The organism is Rhodococcus pseudokoreensis (assembly GCF_017068395.1).
GTDB classification, from domain to species: Bacteria; Actinomycetota; Actinomycetes; order Mycobacteriales; family Mycobacteriaceae; genus Rhodococcus_F; species Rhodococcus_F pseudokoreensis.
This window is the reverse complement of sequence record NZ_CP070619.1, coordinates 5,227,338-5,244,891: the sequence shown is the minus strand read 5'-3', so window position 1 is coordinate 5,244,891 and position 17,554 is coordinate 5,227,338. Positions and strand designations below refer to the sequence as shown.

Sequence of the window (17,554 nt, the reverse complement as noted above, 5' to 3'; positions counted from 1 at the left end):
GAGCCTAGTATGGAGAAGTTCGGAGTACCTGCAGTTTCGACGCCGCCCACCCAGTTTCGGCGTCCGGCCAACACTGTGAGGAGTCCACGTGACGAGCGAGGGAAGCATCCGGATCGGCAGCCGGACCATCACGTATCTCGAAGCCGGTGACCCGCGCGGTCCGCTCGTGCTGCACAACCACGGCGGACCGTCCAGCCGATGGGAGGCCGCGCTGTTCGATTCGTACGCGAAGGCCAACGGATTGCGATTCGTGTGCGCGGATCGGCCGGGCATCGGCGGGTCCGATCTCCAGCCGGGCCGCACCTTCGAAAGCTGGACCGACGACCTCCTGCTGCTCGCCGACTCGTTCGACGCCGACCGGTTCGCGTAACCGGGTGGTCCGAGGGCGGACCGTGGGCCCTGGCGGCGGCCGCGTATCTGGACCCGATGCGCCTCGCCAACGTCGTGTGCATCGCAGGCGGAAACTACGGAACGTTCGGCGCAAACTGGGCCGCGAAGTATCTGAGCAGTGTGGACGCACTGGACGGTCGCCTGGCGCTGCACTTCCACCCGGGTTTCACGCTCATGTACGAGCTGCTCGGCATGAGTGCCACACATTTCGAGGATCGCTACGGGCAGGCGATCACGAAGTCGGCGTGCGCGGCAGATCAGGAGGTACTGGCCGACGAAGACGTCCTCAACGCCTTTCTGAGGGCAAGCCGCGAGTGTTTTCGCCACGGCGCAGACGGACTCGTCGTCGACGCCACCATGCTCTACGAGGCATGGCCGTTCGACATGACCAAAGTGACACGCCCGGTGCACTTCTGGCAGGGCAGCGCAGACACCCTGGTCCCCGAGATCATCAACAAGACTGTGGCCGACAGGACCCCGGGCGCCGTCTGGCACCCGGTCAGCGATGGTGGTCATTTCATCGCCGTCAGCCACGCCGACGACATCCTGGCGCTGACAGCGAACGAGCTTGCGTCGGCATCCAACTGAATGCTCGGTCGCAAACTCCCACACCGGCGTCCAGGTCCGGCCGGGACCGAAATTCACTGGGCAATGGTCATGCTCCGAGTTACCTTGAGGGAATGCCACCCCGCTACCACGTCACCTCGGTGTTGAATCGTGCGTCCATTTCCCGATTCGGGTTGGACTGGACTCGGATGGGTGCGGCCCGCGGTATCGCAGGGAGCTACAGCCCCGAGCAGCAGGGCTGCTTCCTCGCGGCAGGCGAGTGGGAACGCGACTGGTTCGTGCGGATGAACAACACCGGTGGAGCGGTGGACGTGTGGGAGGTCCACGGCATCGACGACGCCGATCTGGTCCAGTCCCCGGAGGGCCACTTCTACTTCCCCGGTGTCATTGCGCCCTCGGAAATACTTTTGGTGCAACGCGACCTGCCGCCGGCCCGGAACTACTGACTGCACGGGCGTAAGAGGTGCCCAACCCGCACGCTCTGTAACGAATTCTTGTCTGCCGCCGAAATTCCAGGGGGCGAGGTACGTCTCGGGTCTCGGGGAATGAGGAAATGGGAGGGCTCATGAGCAACCAGTTGGGGCGCCGCGCATGCGCTGCGGTACTCACTGCTGCCGGGTTGGGAACCGCTGTCGTGGCAGGAGGGGGTGCGGTCGCACATGCTCAGCCCGCACCGCCGACGTCGACGACGATGACGTGCTCGAGCGCGAATCCCCTCGTCTGGGCACCGCCGTTCACGTGGACCGTCAACGCGTCGTCCGGGGAGTCGCTGCGACCGGGTGGGTCGGCGCTGGAGCCGGCGATCCTGCTCAGCGGTGGGAACGAACTGCCCGCGCCGCCCGGCGGTCTGATCCCGAGCATCGGAATCAACTGGTACGGCACGCGGGTGTCGGTCGACTGGCACAACACGACGACGGGCGCGACCGGCCACAGCGTCAGCGACGAGGCTGCGTTGCAGCAGAAGCCGGGAATCCCGATCAACCGGACCTGGACGGGAACCGGGACGGTGTCGTTCACCGTCACCGTCCAGACCGGCGCGGGATGGTGGTTCGTCAATTCTCAGAACGCCGTCTGCCAGGGAACGATCTCCGTCGTCCCCGGTCGGTAACTCGGAGCCGTCGGCGGCGTGGCACAGTGCGCGCCGCCGACAGTCCTCGGCTGTCAGGCGGGAGGTTGCCCGTCGTTCGCCTCGGCGAGTTCGGCAAGCCGGTCAGCGGACGCCAGTAGCCAGTCGGACGTGGTGATGCGGGCACGCTGTTGGCGTTTCGGGTCGGTCAGGCGCGACCAATCATAGGTATGCGTGACGCGAACGCGGTTCTCGTCGAGCGGCTCGAGCTCCCAGCGCCACAGATGCCCCGGCGGTGGATGGCCCTGCTCGGACGGCGTCCAGGCGATCAGCCACCCCTCCTCGAATTCCACCACGTGGTTGTCGCGGATGCCTGCGTTGGTCAGCGTCATGGTGAACACGTCACCCACGGCGCGCACCCGCTGTCCGGGGGCGGCCTCGGCCAGGTTGTCGTTGCCGTCCCAGCGCGGCTGTTGCGCCGGGTCGGCGATCAGTTCGAAGATCGCCCGCGCCGGAGCGGCGATGACACGACTTGCGGTCACGACGGTGGGAATCCCGTTCTCCTCGGTCATGACTCGATCAAACCACGAGGCATCACTCGTGGCGTGTTTCCGAGGTACCGTCAGGACCATTGACCGACAGCGATCTGGAGCACCATGTCTCTTCCTACGCTCGGCAAGTCGATCGCGATCACCGGACTGGTGCTGGCCGGATTGTTCGGTGCCGCCGCCCCGGCCGCGGCGGATCAGACCCAGGACAGGTGGGTGAACATTCCGGACACCGCGACCGTCGCTCACGGACTTGCCTGTGGCGGCCGGATCGGAGGAGTCACCGTTGCCACCGACGCGCTGCCCGGCCTGGTCTACGTTCGGCTGAACGGGACGTTCGTCGGTGTGTCGTCGACGCCGGGAGTGCTGTGCTCGGTATTCGCGACGCTGCACTGGCGCAACCTGGAAACCGGTGCTGCGGGTTCGTGGTCCGCCGAGGTCAGTGGCGGACTGCTCGACTTCCCGGCGGAACCGTGGGCCCACCTCGAGACGGGATCCGGCCGCGTCGAGGTCACGCTGACCACCGACCGCCCGCACATCCCCAGCACCACGCAGATCAACGTGTATTGAATACCGGACAACCGAGGAAAGGGCACAACATGCGCAACCTTCGACGTACGGCAGTGGCGGGGGCCATGATCACGGGACTGATGACCGCCGGAACGGCAATGGCGTCCGCCGCGCCGTTCGGATCCCTCGGCGACGGCCCCGATCTCGCGATCACCCAGGCGAATACCGAAGGCGTCAACGCGTGCGCCGTGCGCGTCACCAACGAGGGCGGCGGCACCGCCACCGGCGTCACCGTCCACACCCCGCTCGTGTACGAGAGCACGAACCTCGGCACGCTCGCTCCCGGCGAATCGAAAATCGCCCAGTACTTCGACTGCGGATTCTCCGACCGCATCTTCTACTTCGCCACGACCGCCGGCGAGACGAACTGGGCCGACAACTTCCTGTACCTCGAGCTCTGACCCCCCGCGGTCCCCCCGACCTCGACAATCGCGGATCCGATGAAGGTCGAGAGCGCCACGCCCACTCCCCCGCCACGGGTTCCCTGTTGACGACCGGCGGCAACAACTTTCGCCTATTCGCTATGAGAAGGGCCCTACCCTTGCGCAGCTCTCGGACATCACGGGAGAGAAAAGAAAATGCCGCGATGCGTCATACCGTTCGATGAAGTGTGAGGTTATGTCCCGCTTCATCGAGCCACTACCTTGCGGTGGTGGCGTTGAGTCCTGTGCGGACTCTTCCCGTGGCGGTGCGACTGCGGAGCGTGCGAGCACGCCCGTCTGACATCGCTTCCATCGGGCAGCTCCCGGCGCAACTCGCCGGTGTCGACCGCCAAAGCGGCCAAATTCCGGGCCGCGTTCTCATCCCGATCAAGGACGATCCCGCAGGCCAGGCACGCGAACACCCGCTCATTCAGGGGCAGCTTGGCTTTCGCTGTCCCGCACTCCGAGCACGTCTTGGAAGAAGCGAACCAACGGTCCGCCACCACGAGCCGGACCCCGGCCCGTTCGGTCTTGTAGGTGAGCTGACGGCGGATCTGCCCCCACGACACACCGGCGATGTGCCGGGCCAGACGCCGGTTCCGCAGCATCCCGGCCACGTGCAGGTCTTCGATCACGATCGTGTCGAACTCCCGCACCAGACGGGAAGTGAACTGGTGGGTGTCGTTGCGCCGCAGGTTCGCCACGCGGGTGTGGATGCGGTCGGCGCGGGCGCGGGCCTTCTTCCACCGGTTCGACGGCGCGGCACCGGTTCTGCGGTCCGGGCCGCGCCGGCGAGCGCAGGCCCGTTCGGCGCGGCGCAGGTTCGACAACTCGGCATCGAGGCGACGCTGGTTCGGCACCTGCTCACCGGTCGAGAGGGTAGCCAGATGCGCGATACCGAGATCGACGCCGACCACCCCGCCACCGGTGCGTTCTTCGGGTGCGGCGTCCGGGAGGTCAACGGAGAACGAGACATGCCAGCGGCCACGCTGGTACGACAGGGTGGCCGACCGGATACGCGCAGTGCCTGCTTCGATCTTGCGGGCCAGCTTGCGGGTCGACTCACCGGTGCGCACCACCCCGATCACGGGCAACTGCACGTGCCGGCGGTCGCGGACCAGACCGAATCGGCCGGTGGTGAACTTGCACGACATTCGCGCGGTCCGCTTGGACTTGAACCGGGGCATCTTCGCTCGGCCCGCCGTGCGGTTGGCGAGCGCGGCGGCGAGGTTGGCGCAGCCCGAGGCGTACGCCTCCTTGCTGTTCTGCTTCCACCACGGCGCCACCTCATCCTTGGCCGCGTTCCACGCCTTCCGAAGACTGTAGGCGGAAGAGGCCATCCATGGGGTGAGTTGATCACCGGTCAGGCCATAGGTCTGCTCCGCAGCACGCTGCGACCAGTTCGCCTTCACCTGGGCCAGGCACCAGTTGTAGGCGACCCGGGTGGCACCGCAGTGCGAGGCCATCGCGTCGGCTTGCGCCTCGGTCGGATCGAGGGCGAACAGATACGCCCGGATCACGTCGACTCCTCGGGCTCGGCTTGCGCTGCACGCACCCCCGCCACCGCCCTCCGAGAGGCGGAGCGACGGCCGTACAGGCGCGCGCACATCGAGGTCAGTACCTCGGTCATCTCGCGCACCAGGTCGTCGGCGACCCCAGAATCATCAACGACCTCGGAATCATCCAGCACGACAATGCGTCGCCCCTGCGCGGACAGCGCGGCTTCGAGGTACTCCACTCCGAAACGAGTCAGTCGGTCGCGGTGCTCGACCACGATCGTGGTCACGGCCGGGTCGGCGAGCAGCGTCCGCAGCTTCCCGGGCCGCCCGCCCTGCCCGGACCCGATTTCGGTGATGGTGCGGTCGATCGACAGCCCACGCTCCCCTGCGCCGGTCACGACCCGCCCGGCTTGGCGTTCGAGGTCCGGCTTCTGCTCGTGCGAGGAGACTCGGCAGTACGCCACCGTCACACCGGTTTCCCGAACGGGCGAGTCGATAAGGATCGTGCCGGTCGGGAGCTGCCGGGCGGGCACGGGGAGCTTTCCGGCGTGGAACCAATTCAGCGCAGTGCGGTACGAGACCCCCTGCTCCTTGGCCCACGCACTCAACTTCACGTGACTATTCTGACACAAAATGACATGTTCTTACAGATTTACGGCTTACAACCACGCGTGGAACGTCAGACTGCCTGCCGCCGCGCGCAGCTCCTCAACGGTCCCGGGCCCAGACCGGGCGCGGCGGCGACCCTGGGCGCGGACGATCTCGCGGCAGCATTCGACATCCTGCTCCGCCCGCACCACGCACTCGTCTCGACCGTCCTCCCCGGCATGCGGGAGCGCCGCTGGGGCCGGGTTCTGGCCATCGGCTCGTCCGGAGTTGCTGCGCCCCTGCCCAATTTGGCGATGTCCAACACCGGTCGCGCGGCTCTGGCGGGCTACCTCAAGACCCTCGCCGCCGAGGTCGCCCTCGACTGCGTCACCGTCAACCTGCTGCTGCCGGGTCGGATCGCCACCGACCGGGTGGCCGAACTGGACGCGGCCGCCGCCAAGCGTCGGGGTGTCACCGTCACCGACATCGAAATCGAATCGCGCAAGACGATCCCGGCCCGCCGCTACGGCGACCCCGACGAATTCGGCGCCGCCGCTGCGTTCCTGTGCAGCGCCCCGGCGTCGTACATCACCGGCGTCGCACTCCGCTGCGACGGCGGCCTGATCCGCAGCCTGTAGAACCCGAACCCTGCCCTCCACCTCCCGAGGAGACACGATGACCACGACCGTCACCGAGCCCACCGGCTCACCCGTCCGGAACGACGTCCCGACCGCACAGCACCTCGTGAACGGCGAATGGCTGGGTGGCGCCGACACCGAGCGCTGGAACCCGGCCCGCCCGCACGAACTCGCCGCCTACTCGCCGAGTGGTGGTACCGCCGAGGTGGACGCCGCCGTCACGGCCGCCGCCGCGGCACAGCCGGCCTGGGCCGCGCTCCCCGCACCGGCCCGGGGCGCCATCCTCATCGCGGCCGCAAACCTGCTGCAGGAACGGGGTTCCGCGGTGGCCGCGGACCTCGTCCGGGAAGAAGGCAAGACCCTCGCCGAGGCTCGGGGCGAAGTCACGCGCGCCGTGGACGTCCTGCGGTTCTTCGGGTCCCTCGGATGGGCGGCCACCGGCGAAGTGCTCCCCAGCGGGATGCCCGGAACCAGCATCACCACCCGCCGCGAGCCCCTGGGTGTTTTCGCGCTCATCACGCCGTGGAACTTTCCCATCGCCATCCCGGCGTGGAAGACGGCACCCGCGCTGATCTCGGGCAACACCGTGGTGCTCAAACCGGCCGAACTCACGCCCCTGTCGGCCACCCACCTCGCCCGCGCCCTCCACGACGCCGGGCTCCCCGCCGGGGTCTTCAACGTGGTCCACGGCAACGGACGGGTGGTCGGCGACGCGCTGGCCCGCGACCCCCGCGTCGCCGGGCTGTCGTTCACCGGCTCCACCACCGTCGGGTTGGGGCTGCAGGACATCCTGAACTCGCGCCGGGCCCGGGTCCAGCTGGAGATGGGCGGCAAGAACGCTGTGCTGGTGCTCGACGACGCCCGGAACGCCGCACAGGTGGTGGCCGCGGGCGCGTTCGGGCTCACCGGGCAGGCCTGCACGGCGACGTCCCGCGTGTATGTCACCCCCGGGATCCGTGATGCGTTTCTCGAGGCACTGGTCGAGGAGGCCGCGCGGTACGTTCCGGGTTACGGTTCGGCGGACACGACCCGTATGGGCGCGGTGGTGAGCCGCGCGCAGTTCGAGCAGGATCAGGCCGCGGTGCGCTCCGCAGTCGAGCGCGGCGCCACATTGCGGCACGGCGACTACGCCGGCGACCCGTCCGACGGGTTGTTCTTCCCGGCCACCGTGCTCACCGATCTGCCGCTCGACGATCCGGCGGTCACGGACGAGATCTTCGGGCCGGTGGTCGCGGTGCTGGAGGTCGCCGACTACGAGGCCGGGCTCGCCGCCGTCAACGACTCCCGCTACGGACTCACCGCGGGCATCTGCACCGACAGCCTGGTGCGCTCGACGGACTTCGCCGCCCGGGCGCAGGCCGGCGTCGTCAAGATCAACCGTCCGACGGCCGGGCTGGACCTGAACGTGCCGTTCGGCGGGGTGAAGGACTCGTCCACGAACACGTTCCGGGAGCAGGGCCGCAGCGCCGTGGACTTCTACACCTGGGGGAAGACCGTGTACACGGGCGTCTGATCGCGGTGTCCGTTTTGTGTGTGTGGCGGAAACGGTGACTGTGCTGTACAACTAAAACAGCGAGACCGGTTTGTGACATGAACCACACCTAAACGTTACTTTTACATACGGCAACACCGATATGAACGACAGTTCCGGGGGGAATCGGATCCGCGCAGGCAGATCCGGTTTCGGGAACAGTAAGGACACCACATGCTGTTCCCGATGGCGCCGACGGACTCGCTGTTTCTGCTCGGCGAGTCCCGCGAGCATCCGATGCACGTCGGCGGCCTGGCGGTGTTCACGCCGGCCGAGGGATCGTCCGCGGCCGACGTGCGAGCGATGTTCGATGCGGCGCTGGTCGGCGACCAGGTGGCGGCGCCCTTCCGGAAGCGGGCCCGTCGCTCGGTGACGTCGCTCGGCCAGTGGGGCTGGGACACCCTTCCGCACGACGAGGTCGATCTGGAGCATCACGTCCGCCGTGACGCCCTGCCCCAGCCGGGCGGAATGGCCGAGCTGATGACCCTGGTGTCACGGCTGCACGGCACCCTGCTCGACCGCAGCCGGCCGTTGTGGGAGATGCACCTGATCGAGGGACTCGCCGACGGCCGCTACGCGGTGTACACCAAGATCCACCACGCCCTCGCCGACGGTGCGTCCGCGATGCGACTGCTCCGCGACAGCATGAGCGAGGACCCGAACCGCCGGAACATGCCCACGCCCTGGCAGCCGCGGAACACGCTGTCGGCAGTGCCGGACGCGCGGATGGCCGTCACGAGCGGTCCCGGTTCCGCGCTTCCGGCGATGGCATGGGACGCCGCCCGCTCCGCGGCGGGCGAGGTGGCCGGACTGCTGCCCGCGGCATTGGGCACCGTGGACCGCGCCCTGCACGGCAGGGGTGGTGCGTTGTCGCTCACCGCGCCGCACACCCTGTTCAACGTGCCGATCAGCGGGGCCCGCCACGTCGCCGCCCGGTCGTTCCCGATCGAACGGATCCGGCTGCTGGCCAAGCATGCCGAGGCCACCATCAACGACATCGTGCTGACCATGTGCGCGGGCACCTTGCGGGCCTACCTGCACACCCGCGACGCATTGCCGGACAACCCACTGATCGCGATGGTCCCCGTGTCGCTGCGCGCGCCGGAGACCGGGACCGGCGACCGCGCGCCCGGAGGCAACCGGGTCGGGGTGCTCATGTGCAACCTGGCCACCCACCTGCCCGACCCCGCGCACCGCCTCGAGACCGTGCGCAACTGCATGAACGAGGGCAAGGCCGCGCTGCAGGCGATGAGCCCCGCCCAGGTGCTCGCGATGAGCGCCCTCGGTGCCGCCCCGCTCGGAGTCGAGATGTTCCTCGGTCGGCGGGGGCCGCTGCGTCCGCCGTTCAACGTCGTCATCTCGAATGTCGCCGGACCCCGAACCCCGTTGTACTGGAACGGTGCCCGCCTCGAATCCCTCTACCCGCTGTCGATCCCCACCACCGGGCAGGCCCTCAACATCACCTGCACCAGCAGCGACGACCAGATCGTCTTCGGCCTCACCGGCTGCCGCCGCACCGTCCCGGATCTGCACCCCATGCTCGACCACCTCGACGCCGAACTCGATCTCCTCGAAACCGCGGTCGGACTGTGAGGCGTAGTCCGTAAACTCTCACTGCCTTCCGGGGCGGGGGTGCCGCGGTGAGATACGAAGTCTCTTGGCCGGCTTACGATTTGCCTGTGGATTCAGCTGGGGCCGATCCTGACCGAATCGCCGATCCGATTCGGTCATCCCGCCCCAGACGCCGTAGGGTTCGCCGACGTCGAGCGCGTGGCGCAGGCATTCGTGCCGGACCGGGCAACTCCGGCAGAGTTCCTGCGCCTGCCTCTCCCGGCGAATTCGCGTTGCTCTGCTTTCGCTGTCCGGCCCGAAGAAGAGATCCGCCCGGGTGGTTCGGCAGAGCGCGCGGGTCTGCCAGTCCCACAGATCGGAGTGGGGTGTCAGCAGACGAACGGTGAGCGTCAAAGATGGCATGGGATAGTCGTTTCCGAGGCTTAGTGGTCGTCTTCGCCTCCGAGGCCTAGTGGTCGTCTTCGCCGATTCTGTGGACGTGGATCAGGTTGGTCGAGCCTACGGTGCCGGGCGGCGACCCCGCCACGATCACCACCAACTCACCCTTCTGATACCGGCCCAGCCCCAGCAACGCGTTGTCGACCTGCCGCACCATCGCATCCGTGCTGTCCACCGGATCGACGATGAACGTCTCCGTCCCCCACGTCAACGACAACTGCGACCGCACCTCCGGCAACGGCGTGAACGCCAGCAACGGCAACGGCGTGTGCAACCGCGCCAACCGGCGGACCGTGTCCCCGGACTGCGTGAACGCCACCAACGCCTTCGCATCCAACCGCTCCCCGATGTCGCGGGCCGCGTACGAGATCACCCCCCGCTTGGTGCGCGGCACATGCGTCAGCGGCGGCACCTGCGTGGACTCGTTCTCCACCGCCTCCACGATCCGCGCCATCGTCCGCACCGTCTCCATCACATACTTACCCACCGACGTCTCACCGGAGAGCATCACCGCATCCGCACCGTCGAGGACCGCGTTCGCCACATCCGAGGCCTCCGCACGCGTCGGCCGCGAATTCTCGATCATCGACTCCAGCATCTGCGTCGCCACGATCACCGGCTTCGCGTTCTCCCGCGCGATCTGAATCGCCCGCTTCTGCACCAGCGGCACCTGCTCGAGCGGCAACTCCACCCCCAGATCACCACGCGCGACCATCACCGCGTCGAACGCCAGCACGATCGCCTCGAGGTTGTCGATCGCCTCCGGCTTCTCCAGCTTCGCGATCACCGGGATCCGCCGCCCCACCCGGTCCATCACCGCGTGCACCAACTCCACATCCGCCGGCGACCGCACGAACGAGAGCGCGATGAAATCGACGCCCAACCCGAGCGCGAACTCCAGATCCGCGATGTCCTTCTCCGACAGCGCCGGGACCGACACGTTCATCCCCGGCAGCGACACACCCTTGTTATTGGACACCGGGCCGCCCTCGGTGACCCGGCAGATCACGTCGTTGCCCTCCACCCCGGAGACGACGAGACCGACCTTGCCGTCGTCGACCAGCAACCGGTCACCCGGCTTGGCGTCCTCGGCGAGCTGCTTGTACGTGGTCGAGACCCGGTCGTGGGTGCCCTCGCACTCGTCGACGGTGATCCGCACCTCCTCACCGTTGGCCCACGTGGTCCGCCCCTCCGCGAACCGGCCCAACCGGATCTTCGGGCCCTGCAGGTCGGCCAGGACACCGACCGCCTTACCCGTCGCGTCCGAGGCCGCCCTCACGCGTTTGTAGTTCTCCTCGTGGTCGGCGTGCTCGCCGTGGCTGAAATTCAGCCGCGCCACGTCCATACCGCTTTCGACGAGCTCGCGAATACGGTCACCGGTGGCGGTAGCAGGTCCAAGTGTGCATACGATCTTCGTGCGCCGCGACGTGTCGAGCAGACTGGGCTGTGCGGTGTGCGACGCGGACCGTTCGAGATCGATGGTGGTCATGTGACTCCTCGCGGTTGAGTTGAGAGTGGTTGTGTGACTCGGCAGGTTCATCACGACGGACTGTCCGCGGTCACCCGCAAGTGCGTCGGCGCGGGGCGGCTCCACTGGCTGTCGATCAGTCCGACGACCTGAGCGGTTGCCTCCTGGAGGAGTTCGGCGGTGTTGTCGAGCAATTCGTGGAGTTCCGCCGGTCCACGGGCGATGGAGAACGCGGCCGCGATCCGGGCGGCGCGAATCTCGGCTGCGGACAGGCGAACCGTACCGGCGATCACGATCACAGGGCACTCCGGCGGCGTCTGACGGACGACGCCCTGCACCACCTTCCCCTGCAGCGACTGCGCGTCGAACGCCCCCTCCCCCGTGATCACCAGGTCTGCGTCGGCGCACAGAGACCGCAGTCCCACCGTTTCCGTGACGAGGTCGCTGCCGGGCACCAGTTCCGCGGCGAGGATCGCGTTCAGGCAGGCCGCCATGCCGCCGGCCGCTCCCGCTCCGCGCAGGGCCAGAACGTCGGCGCCGTACGCCGTGCGGAGAGCGATCGCCAACTGTCCGAGTCCGGAATCCAATTCGCGGACCTGGTCGGCCGTCGCGCCCTTCTGCGGCCCGAACACCGCGGCCGCCCCGTTCTCCCCGCAGAGGGGATTGTCGACGTCGGTCGCGACGCGCCAGCGCACCGACCGCGCCCGGGGGTGCAGTTGCGACTCGTCGATGGCGACGATGTCACCGAGCCCGGTACCGCCGGGTTCCACGTCGCGACCGTCCTCGTCGAGGAATCGCACACCGAGTGCGCGGAGCATCCCGGTGCCGCCGTCGGTGGTTGCGCTGCCCCCGATGCACAGAAGGATTTCGTCGACGCCGTCTTCCAGTGCGCTCACGGCGATTTCGCCGACGCCGAAGGTATCCGCCCGCAACGGTGCCGGTGGAACGTCCGCGACGTGCGGCAGACCGTTCGCTTCCGCGGCCTCGATGATCGCGACCCTGCCGTCGTTGGACAGTCCGTAGCGGGCGTTCCGCGGGCGTCCGAGGGCATCGTGAGCGTGGATCACCCGGGGCTCGGCGTTGCCCGCCGAGAGGAAGGTCTGCAATGTTCCCTCACCGCCGTCCGCGAGGGGGCACTGCACGATCCGGACGTCGGCGCCGAGCACTGCGCGGACACCGGCGGCCATCGCGGCTGCGACGTCAACGGCGGAGAGGCTCCCCTTGAACGAGTCGGGAGCGAGGACAACGGTAGGTGTGCGCTTTCGCATGAATAGAGCGTAGGTCGCCCACGCTCCGCATCATATGTGCATTACACACAGATTCTTGCCCAATTCGGACCGCCAAATATGTGCACATTGTCGACGCCCTGGACTACTCGGCAGCGCTTCACGCTCCGGGGTACGGATCCTCCAGCGCCGCGGCCGCGAGGAGTGCCAGCCGCATGGCGACGGCGTGGTCGAAGGTGCGCAGGTTCAGTCCGGTCACGTGCTGGATCCGATCGAGTCGCTGGACCAGCGTGTTGCGGTGCACCTCGAGCGCGGTCGCCGTCGCCGCGATCGACAGATCGTGGTCGAGGAAGGCGCGAGCGGTCTCACGCAGGGTCGCGGACAGCGGCGTGAGGACACGCTCCACGGTGTCATGGGAAATCTCCCGGGACTGCTGTGCGACAGCTGTTTCGGGCACCAGCGCGAAGAGTTCCGTCTCCTCCCCCGCGGGCAGCAGGTGCGCCCGGGCCAGGAGGAGGCCCAGCCGGGCAGCGTCCACCGACAATTCACGAGACGAAGCGGCATGTCTGCCGGTGACGAGACGGACGTCGCCGGTACGCAGCCGCTGCCGGGTCGCGGCGAGGGTGCGGTCTGTCACCGAACCGCTCAGAACCCACACCGCGCCCTGCAATTCGGCCGCAACCACACCGGAAATCCCCTGGACCCGCCGAAGCAGGGCCACCGACGTGGATGAGGGAAGGGACCACGATCCACCGCCCGCAGCGGGGACGACCGCCGCGATGTTCCACGGCGGGGCCATCGGTGAACCGATGTGGCGCAACGCTTCCAGCAGGCCGTTCTCGGTGACGGTTCCGTTCACCAGGCCGAGGAGCAGTTCGCGCACGGCCGCTTCCCGCCATCGTGAACTGTCCCGGTGCTGCTCATTTCGCAGCAACAGTTCCACGGTCAGCGCGAGGACGTTGCACACCGACTCGACCTCCGCGGGTTCGCCCGTGACCCCCACGGCACCCACGATCCGCCCGTCGAGCGTCAGAGGAATATTGATCCCGGCTCGGACATCCGCAGATTCTTCGTCGGCGTCCACGAGGACTCGCCGGCCGTCGCGGATGGCCTGGAGCGCACCGGCGTGCACGGTACCGATACGCGTCCCGTCGACCGACCCGATGATTCGGCCGTTGCGGTCCATCAGATTGATGTTGTAGTCCAGGCGAGGGCTCACCTCGTCCACCACACGCTGAGCGAGTTCGCCGGTGAACACGTACGCGAATTCGTCCTCGTCGCCGTCCCGCACCGCCCAGGTCATGCAGCAAGACTAAACGTGCGCGGTCGCGCCGGGACTGCCTGAGCACCCGTAGTGAGTTCATCCGGCCGTATTTTCCGATCTTGATTGTACGTACAGTACGTATGAGCTAGACAATACGAACACATCGCTGTAATGTCCGTCACAGCGCTGGTGAGTCCGACAGACGGGCACAGACCGAACGGCGCAGAAGCGAGGAGGAAGCGACATGCGCGCAGTGGTGCTCGACGGGCGAGGGAATCATCAGCTGGTAGACACGTCCGCACCGGTGCCCCAGGTCGGCGAGGTCGTCATCGAACCGGCCGCGGTCGGTGTCTGCGGGACGGACCTGCACCTGGTGATCGGCGACTACCCGACCGGACGGTTCCCGGTGGTGCCCGGTCACGAGTTCGCGGGCCGCATCGTCGAGGTCGGGCCCGGTGTCGACAACCTGACGGTCGGGCAGCACGTTGCGGTCGATCCGAACGTGGCCTGCGGCAAGTGCGCGGACTGCCTGGCCGGCGCCCCGAACCTCTGCGACTACCTGGTGCCGATCGGCGTCACCTCGGACGGCGCGTGCGCCGACCTGGTGAGCGTGCCCGCCAAGGTGGTCTATCCCCTACCGGACGGCATGAGCATGGCCGCCGGGGCGCTGATCGAACCGCTGTCCTGCGTACTGCACGGCCTTTTCCGGTCCCCGTCGCTGACCGACCGCCGGATCACCGTTTTCGGCGCCGGGTCGATCGGACTGCTGGCGGTCGTCGTCGCCCGCGCCGCCGGTGCTCGCACGATTCACGTCGTCGAGCCCAGCCCGGCCCGCCGCAAGGCCGCCCTCGATCTCGGCGCCGACGCCGCGTTCGCACCGGACGAGAACCTGCCGGCCCGCAGCGCCGACATCGCGCTCGAGGCCAGCGGGCACCCGGCCGCGGTGTCCGCCGCGATCGACCTGCTCGACAAGCGCGGCACCCTGCTGCAGATGGGTGTGGTCAGCTCCGAGAAGACGATCCCCCTGCGGCCCTACGATCTGTTCGACCGCGAGCTGACGTTCGTCGGCTCACAGTCTGTCGCGAATTCCTTCGCCGACGCCGTCGCGATGATGCCGTCCATCACCGAGACCGCAGAAAAGCTTGTCACACACACATTTTCACTCGCCGAATACGGCGAAGCCATTGCCGCCGCACACAGCGACTCGGCCCTCAAAGTCCATATCCTGCCCCACTCCTGATCGGACATTTCGATGCAACATCAAATCTCCGAAGGCAGATTCGCCTCGTTCATCGAACGGATCGGCCTTCCCCCGACGCTGTTCCTCGGCTTCGTCGGCCTGCTGTTCTTCATGATCGGCGACGGCGTCGAATCCGGCTACATCGCACCGTATCTGGCCGACCACGGCGCAGGCAGCGACTCTCGGGCCGCGATCGTCATCAGCGTCTACGGCCTGATGGTGACCCTCGGATCCTGGCTGTCGGGGGCACTGTCGGAAACGTGGGGGCCCCGCCGGGTGATGTGGCTCGGTCTCGCGATCTGGGGCGTCTTCGAGGTACTGTTCCTCGCCGTCGCCCTGGGCACCGAGAACTACGTGCTGATGCTGATCTGCTACGGCATCCGCGGTCTGGGATACCCCCTGTTCGCATACGGCTTCCTGGTGTGGGTGCTCGCCGCCAGTCCCGCCCGCCGCCTCGGCTCGGCCGTCGGCTGGTTCTACTTCGCCTTCACCGGCGGCCTGCCCACCCTCGGTTCGCTGCTCGCCAGCGGCACCGAGCCCATCATCGGCGAATACACCACCCTGTGGCTGTCGTTCGGTATCGTGATCGCCGGCGGCCTGCTCGCCCTGCTCGGACTGCGCCGCGTCGCCGGCGGTGACCGGTTGGCCCCACACTCGACCACCACCGGTCAGAGCCTGGTCGCGAGCATCGCGATCGCCTTCCAGAACCCGCGGGTCGGGCTCGGCTGCGTCATCCGGATCATCAACACCGCACCACAATTCGGGTTCCTGGTGTTTCTGCCCAAGATCTTCTCCGACGAACTCGGCTTCGGCACCAGCGGCTGGCTGCGCCTGGTGTTCATCGTCGGCGCCTCCAACATCTTCGCCAACCTGATCTTCGGCATCGTCAGCGACAAGATCGGCTGGCACCGGACCCTCCGGATCTTCGGCTGCCTCGGCTGCGCGGTCAGCAGCCTGCTGCTGTACTTCCTGCCGCAGACCTTCGGGGCGTACTGGGTGGCCGCACTGTGCGCCGCACTGTTCGGCATCACCCTCGCCGGATTCACCCCCATCTCGGTGCTGATGTCCCTGATGGCCCCTGAGAAGAAGGGCAATGCGATCGCCGTGCTCAACCTCGGTGCCGGTGCCGCCACCTTCGTCGGCCCGCTGATCGTCGCGGTCTTCCTCGACCTGATCGGCGCCGGCGGTGTCACGATCGTCTTCGCCGCGCTGTACGTGGTCGCCGCCCTGTGCGTGCACTGGCTGACCCTGCCGCCCGAGTCGCAGGAGATCGTCGAGAAGGGACTGAGCCTGAGCGACCTGGACGTCGAAACGCACCACGTCATCGACCACCACGACAACAACACCGCGGTGACCGGCGACGCGAGCCGGTAACCACACCCGGTCCGCGGTCCCCCCCAGACAGCCGGGCCGCCTCCGCCCAGGGGGCGGCCCGGCATTCCACCCCACGACATCCCACCCGTGCCGCGCAGCGGCGCACCGCAGTACTCGATTTCGAAGGAGCCGCCGCAATGAAACGGCAGATCATCAACGATCCCGGCGCCGCCGTGACGGAGGCGCTGGAGGGCATGGAACTGTCCTTCCCCGACCTGGTGTCCTACGACACCGACCGTCAACTGATCGTGCGGGCCACTCCGGCCCGCGACAAAGTCGGACTCGTCTCCGGCGGCGGCTCCGGCCACGAACCGCTGCACGCCGGGTTCGTCGGCCGCGGCATGCTCGACGTCGCCGTCCCCGGCGCAGTCTTCGCCAGCCCCACCGCCCTGCAGGTCCACGAGGGCACCCTGGCCGCCGACAGCGGTCGAGGAGTTCTGCAGATCGTCAAGAACTACACCGGCGACGTCCTGAACTTCACCATCGCCGGCGAGCTGGCCGGCGATCATGCCGTCGACACCGAGATGGTGGTGGTCGACGAACGACCTCGCCACCGACACCGACACCGACGACGGGGACGGGGACGGGCCTGGCCGCCGCGGCACCGCGGCAGTGGTCGCGGTCGAGAAGATCGCCGGCGCCCGCGCCGAACTCGGCGGCTCGCTCACCGAGGTGGCCGACGCCGCTCGCCGCGTCGCTCGCACATCCCGCACGATGAGTCTCGCCCTGCAGGCGGGCACCCACCCCGGCCAGGACCGCCCGGCGTTCGACCTGGCCGCCGACGAGGTCGAACTCGGGGTGGGCATCCACGGCGAACGCGGCATCTCCCGCGCCCGGTACGCCTCCGCCGACGAACTGAGCGAAATGCTGGTCACCCCGCTGGTCCGGGATCTGGGGCTGGGGCGCGGCTCCGCCGTGCTGGCCATCGTCAACGGGCTCGGCGGCGCCTACCCACTGGAACTGTCGATCGCCGCCCGCGGCGTGCACCGACTCCTGACTGCGCAGGGCATCACCGTCGCGCGCACCCTCGTCGGCACGTACGTGACCTCACTCGACATGCACGGCTTCTCGGTCACCCTGACCCCCGCCGACCCCGATCTGCTGAAGCTGTGGGACGCACCGGTGCGGACCCCTGCGCTGAATTGGTAAGGAG

17 protein-coding genes and 2 pseudogenes are annotated in these 17,554 nt (G+C 68.0%); 12 read left to right on the top strand and 7 right to left on the bottom strand.

Going from position 1 to position 17,554, the window contains the following annotated elements:
- Positions 1-88: 88 nt before the first annotated feature.
- The 3 genes and pseudogenes from JWS13_RS46225 to JWS13_RS29110 all read left to right on the top strand — a co-directional run bounded on the left by JWS13_RS46225 (position 89) and on the right by JWS13_RS29110 (position 2,065).
- Positions 89-978, top strand: a pseudogene (locus JWS13_RS46225) (alpha/beta fold hydrolase).
- Between the two features lie 92 nt (positions 979-1,070).
- Entirely contained in the window at positions 1,071-1,403 is a 333-nt protein-coding gene (locus tag JWS13_RS29115) for a hypothetical protein (RefSeq protein WP_241032375.1), read from the top strand.
- 119 nt (positions 1,404-1,522) lie between these two features.
- Positions 1,523-2,065, top strand: a complete 543-nt coding sequence (locus JWS13_RS29110; protein WP_206008870.1) for a hypothetical protein — start codon at positions 1,523-1,525, stop codon at positions 2,063-2,065.
- A 53-nt stretch (positions 2,066-2,118) separates the two neighbouring features.
- Here the strand turns inward: JWS13_RS29110 and JWS13_RS29105 are convergent, their stop codons facing one another.
- Positions 2,119-2,595 (bottom strand): SRPBCC family protein, encoded by a 477-nt coding sequence (locus tag JWS13_RS29105; RefSeq protein WP_206008869.1) that lies wholly within the window; start codon positions 2,593-2,595, stop codon positions 2,119-2,121.
- Between the two features lie 84 nt (positions 2,596-2,679).
- Between JWS13_RS29105 and JWS13_RS29100 the strand changes: the two genes are divergently transcribed.
- Both JWS13_RS29100 and JWS13_RS29095 read left to right on the top strand, forming a co-directional pair.
- Positions 2,680-3,141: a hypothetical protein gene (locus JWS13_RS29100; protein ID WP_206008868.1), complete on the top strand. Its 462-nt coding sequence runs from the start codon at positions 2,680-2,682 to the stop codon at positions 3,139-3,141.
- A 29-nt stretch (positions 3,142-3,170) separates the two neighbouring features.
- Positions 3,171-3,542, top strand: a complete 372-nt coding sequence (locus JWS13_RS29095) for a hypothetical protein (protein WP_206008867.1) — start codon at positions 3,171-3,173, stop codon at positions 3,540-3,542.
- Between the two features lie 227 nt (positions 3,543-3,769).
- On the opposite strand, the gene tnpB is transcribed toward JWS13_RS29095, so the two are convergent.
- The gene (gene tnpB, locus JWS13_RS29090; RefSeq protein ID WP_206008866.1) at positions 3,770-5,083 is read right to left on the bottom strand and encodes an IS607 family element RNA-guided endonuclease TnpB; all 1,314 of its coding nucleotides are present in this window, start codon (positions 5,081-5,083) and stop codon (positions 3,770-3,772) included.
- Positions 5,080-5,676: an IS607 family transposase gene (locus tag JWS13_RS29085; protein ID WP_206008865.1), complete on the bottom strand. Its 597-nt coding sequence runs from the start codon at positions 5,674-5,676 to the stop codon at positions 5,080-5,082. Before JWS13_RS29085 ends, tnpB begins: the two co-directional genes overlap by 4 nt.
- Before the next feature lie 57 nt (positions 5,677-5,733).
- Between JWS13_RS29085 and JWS13_RS29080 the strand changes: the two genes are divergently transcribed.
- The 3 genes from JWS13_RS29080 (at position 5,734) to JWS13_RS29070 (ending at position 9,412) form a co-directional block, all read left to right on the top strand.
- The gene (locus JWS13_RS29080) at positions 5,734-6,288 is read left to right on the top strand and encodes an SDR family oxidoreductase (protein WP_241032374.1); all 555 of its coding nucleotides are present in this window, start codon (positions 5,734-5,736) and stop codon (positions 6,286-6,288) included.
- A gap of 37 nt (positions 6,289-6,325) precedes the next feature.
- Positions 6,326-7,801, top strand: coding sequence for an aldehyde dehydrogenase family protein (locus tag JWS13_RS29075; protein WP_206008864.1), 1,476 nt, complete (start codon positions 6,326-6,328; stop codon positions 7,799-7,801).
- 192 nt (positions 7,802-7,993) lie between these two features.
- The gene (locus tag JWS13_RS29070; protein ID WP_206008863.1) at positions 7,994-9,412 is read left to right on the top strand and encodes a WS/DGAT/MGAT family O-acyltransferase; all 1,419 of its coding nucleotides are present in this window, start codon (positions 7,994-7,996) and stop codon (positions 9,410-9,412) included.
- 18 nt (positions 9,413-9,430) lie between these two features.
- Here the strand turns inward: JWS13_RS29070 and JWS13_RS29065 are convergent, their stop codons facing one another.
- The 4 genes from JWS13_RS29065 to JWS13_RS29050 form a co-directional block, all read right to left on the bottom strand.
- Complete coding sequence (locus JWS13_RS29065) at positions 9,431-9,793, bottom strand: WhiB family transcriptional regulator (protein WP_206008862.1); 363 nt, start codon at positions 9,791-9,793, stop codon at positions 9,431-9,433.
- A gap of 46 nt (positions 9,794-9,839) precedes the next feature.
- Positions 9,840-11,318 (bottom strand): pyruvate kinase, encoded by a 1,479-nt coding sequence (gene pyk / locus JWS13_RS29060; RefSeq protein WP_225929450.1) that lies wholly within the window; start codon positions 11,316-11,318, stop codon positions 9,840-9,842.
- Between the two features lie 50 nt (positions 11,319-11,368).
- Complete coding sequence (locus JWS13_RS29055; RefSeq protein ID WP_206008861.1) at positions 11,369-12,565, bottom strand: glycerate kinase; 1,197 nt, start codon at positions 12,563-12,565, stop codon at positions 11,369-11,371.
- A gap of 118 nt (positions 12,566-12,683) precedes the next feature.
- Positions 12,684-13,826 carry a sugar diacid recognition domain-containing protein gene (locus JWS13_RS29050; protein ID WP_206008860.1) on the bottom strand — a complete coding sequence of 381 codons (1,143 nt, stop codon included), beginning with the start codon at positions 13,824-13,826 and terminating at the stop codon, positions 12,684-12,686.
- Between the two features lie 205 nt (positions 13,827-14,031).
- On the opposite strand from JWS13_RS29050, the gene JWS13_RS29045 reads away from it, so the two are divergent.
- From JWS13_RS29045 to JWS13_RS45625, 4 genes and pseudogenes are all read left to right on the top strand, one after another.
- A complete protein-coding gene (locus JWS13_RS29045; protein ID WP_206008859.1) occupies positions 14,032-15,027 on the top strand; it encodes an alcohol dehydrogenase catalytic domain-containing protein in 996 nt (331 codons plus the stop codon).
- Positions 15,028-15,039: 12 nt separating this feature from the next.
- Complete coding sequence (locus JWS13_RS29040; RefSeq protein ID WP_206008858.1) at positions 15,040-16,401, top strand: MFS transporter; 1,362 nt, start codon at positions 15,040-15,042, stop codon at positions 16,399-16,401.
- Between the two features lie 137 nt (positions 16,402-16,538).
- A pseudogene (locus tag JWS13_RS46035) lies at positions 16,539-16,892 on the top strand (dihydroxyacetone kinase subunit DhaK); the annotation flags it as partial.
- A 16-nt stretch (positions 16,893-16,908) separates the two neighbouring features.
- Positions 16,909-17,550 (top strand): dihydroxyacetone kinase subunit DhaK, encoded by a 642-nt coding sequence (locus tag JWS13_RS45625; protein WP_241032373.1) that lies wholly within the window; start codon positions 16,909-16,911, stop codon positions 17,548-17,550.
- Positions 17,551-17,554 lie beyond the last annotated feature (4 nt).

Excerpts from the sequence above, each read along its gene's own strand:
- JWS13_RS45625 (WP_241032373.1), top strand. The coding sequence starts at position 16,909 with ATGCCGTCGACACCGAGATGGTGGTGGTCGACGAACGACCTCGCCACC.
- JWS13_RS29045 (WP_206008859.1), top strand. The coding sequence starts at position 14,032 with ATGCGCGCAGTGGTGCTCGACGGGCGAGGGAATCATCAGCTGGTAGAC.
- JWS13_RS29065 (WP_206008862.1), bottom strand. The coding sequence starts at position 9,793 with ATGCCATCTTTGACGCTCACCGTTCGTCTGCTGACACCCCACTCCGAT.
- JWS13_RS29070 (WP_206008863.1), top strand. The coding sequence starts at position 7,994 with ATGCTGTTCCCGATGGCGCCGACGGACTCGCTGTTTCTGCTCGGCGAG.
- JWS13_RS29110 (WP_206008870.1), top strand. The coding sequence starts at position 1,523 with ATGAGCAACCAGTTGGGGCGCCGCGCATGCGCTGCGGTACTCACTGCT.
- JWS13_RS29115 (WP_241032375.1), top strand. The coding sequence starts at position 1,071 with ATGCCACCCCGCTACCACGTCACCTCGGTGTTGAATCGTGCGTCCATT.
- JWS13_RS29105 (WP_206008869.1), bottom strand. The coding sequence starts at position 2,595 with ATGACCGAGGAGAACGGGATTCCCACCGTCGTGACCGCAAGTCGTGTC.
- JWS13_RS29050 (WP_206008860.1), bottom strand. The coding sequence starts at position 13,826 with ATGACCTGGGCGGTGCGGGACGGCGACGAGGACGAATTCGCGTACGTG.
- pyk (WP_225929450.1), bottom strand. The coding sequence starts at position 11,318 with ATGACCACCATCGATCTCGAACGGTCCGCGTCGCACACCGCACAGCCC.
- JWS13_RS29095 (WP_206008867.1), top strand. The coding sequence starts at position 3,171 with ATGCGCAACCTTCGACGTACGGCAGTGGCGGGGGCCATGATCACGGGA.
- JWS13_RS29055 (WP_206008861.1), bottom strand. The coding sequence starts at position 12,565 with ATGCGAAAGCGCACACCTACCGTTGTCCTCGCTCCCGACTCGTTCAAG.
- JWS13_RS29100 (WP_206008868.1), top strand. The coding sequence starts at position 2,680 with ATGTCTCTTCCTACGCTCGGCAAGTCGATCGCGATCACCGGACTGGTG.
- JWS13_RS29075 (WP_206008864.1), top strand. The coding sequence starts at position 6,326 with ATGACCACGACCGTCACCGAGCCCACCGGCTCACCCGTCCGGAACGAC.
- JWS13_RS29040 (WP_206008858.1), top strand. The coding sequence starts at position 15,040 with ATGCAACATCAAATCTCCGAAGGCAGATTCGCCTCGTTCATCGAACGG.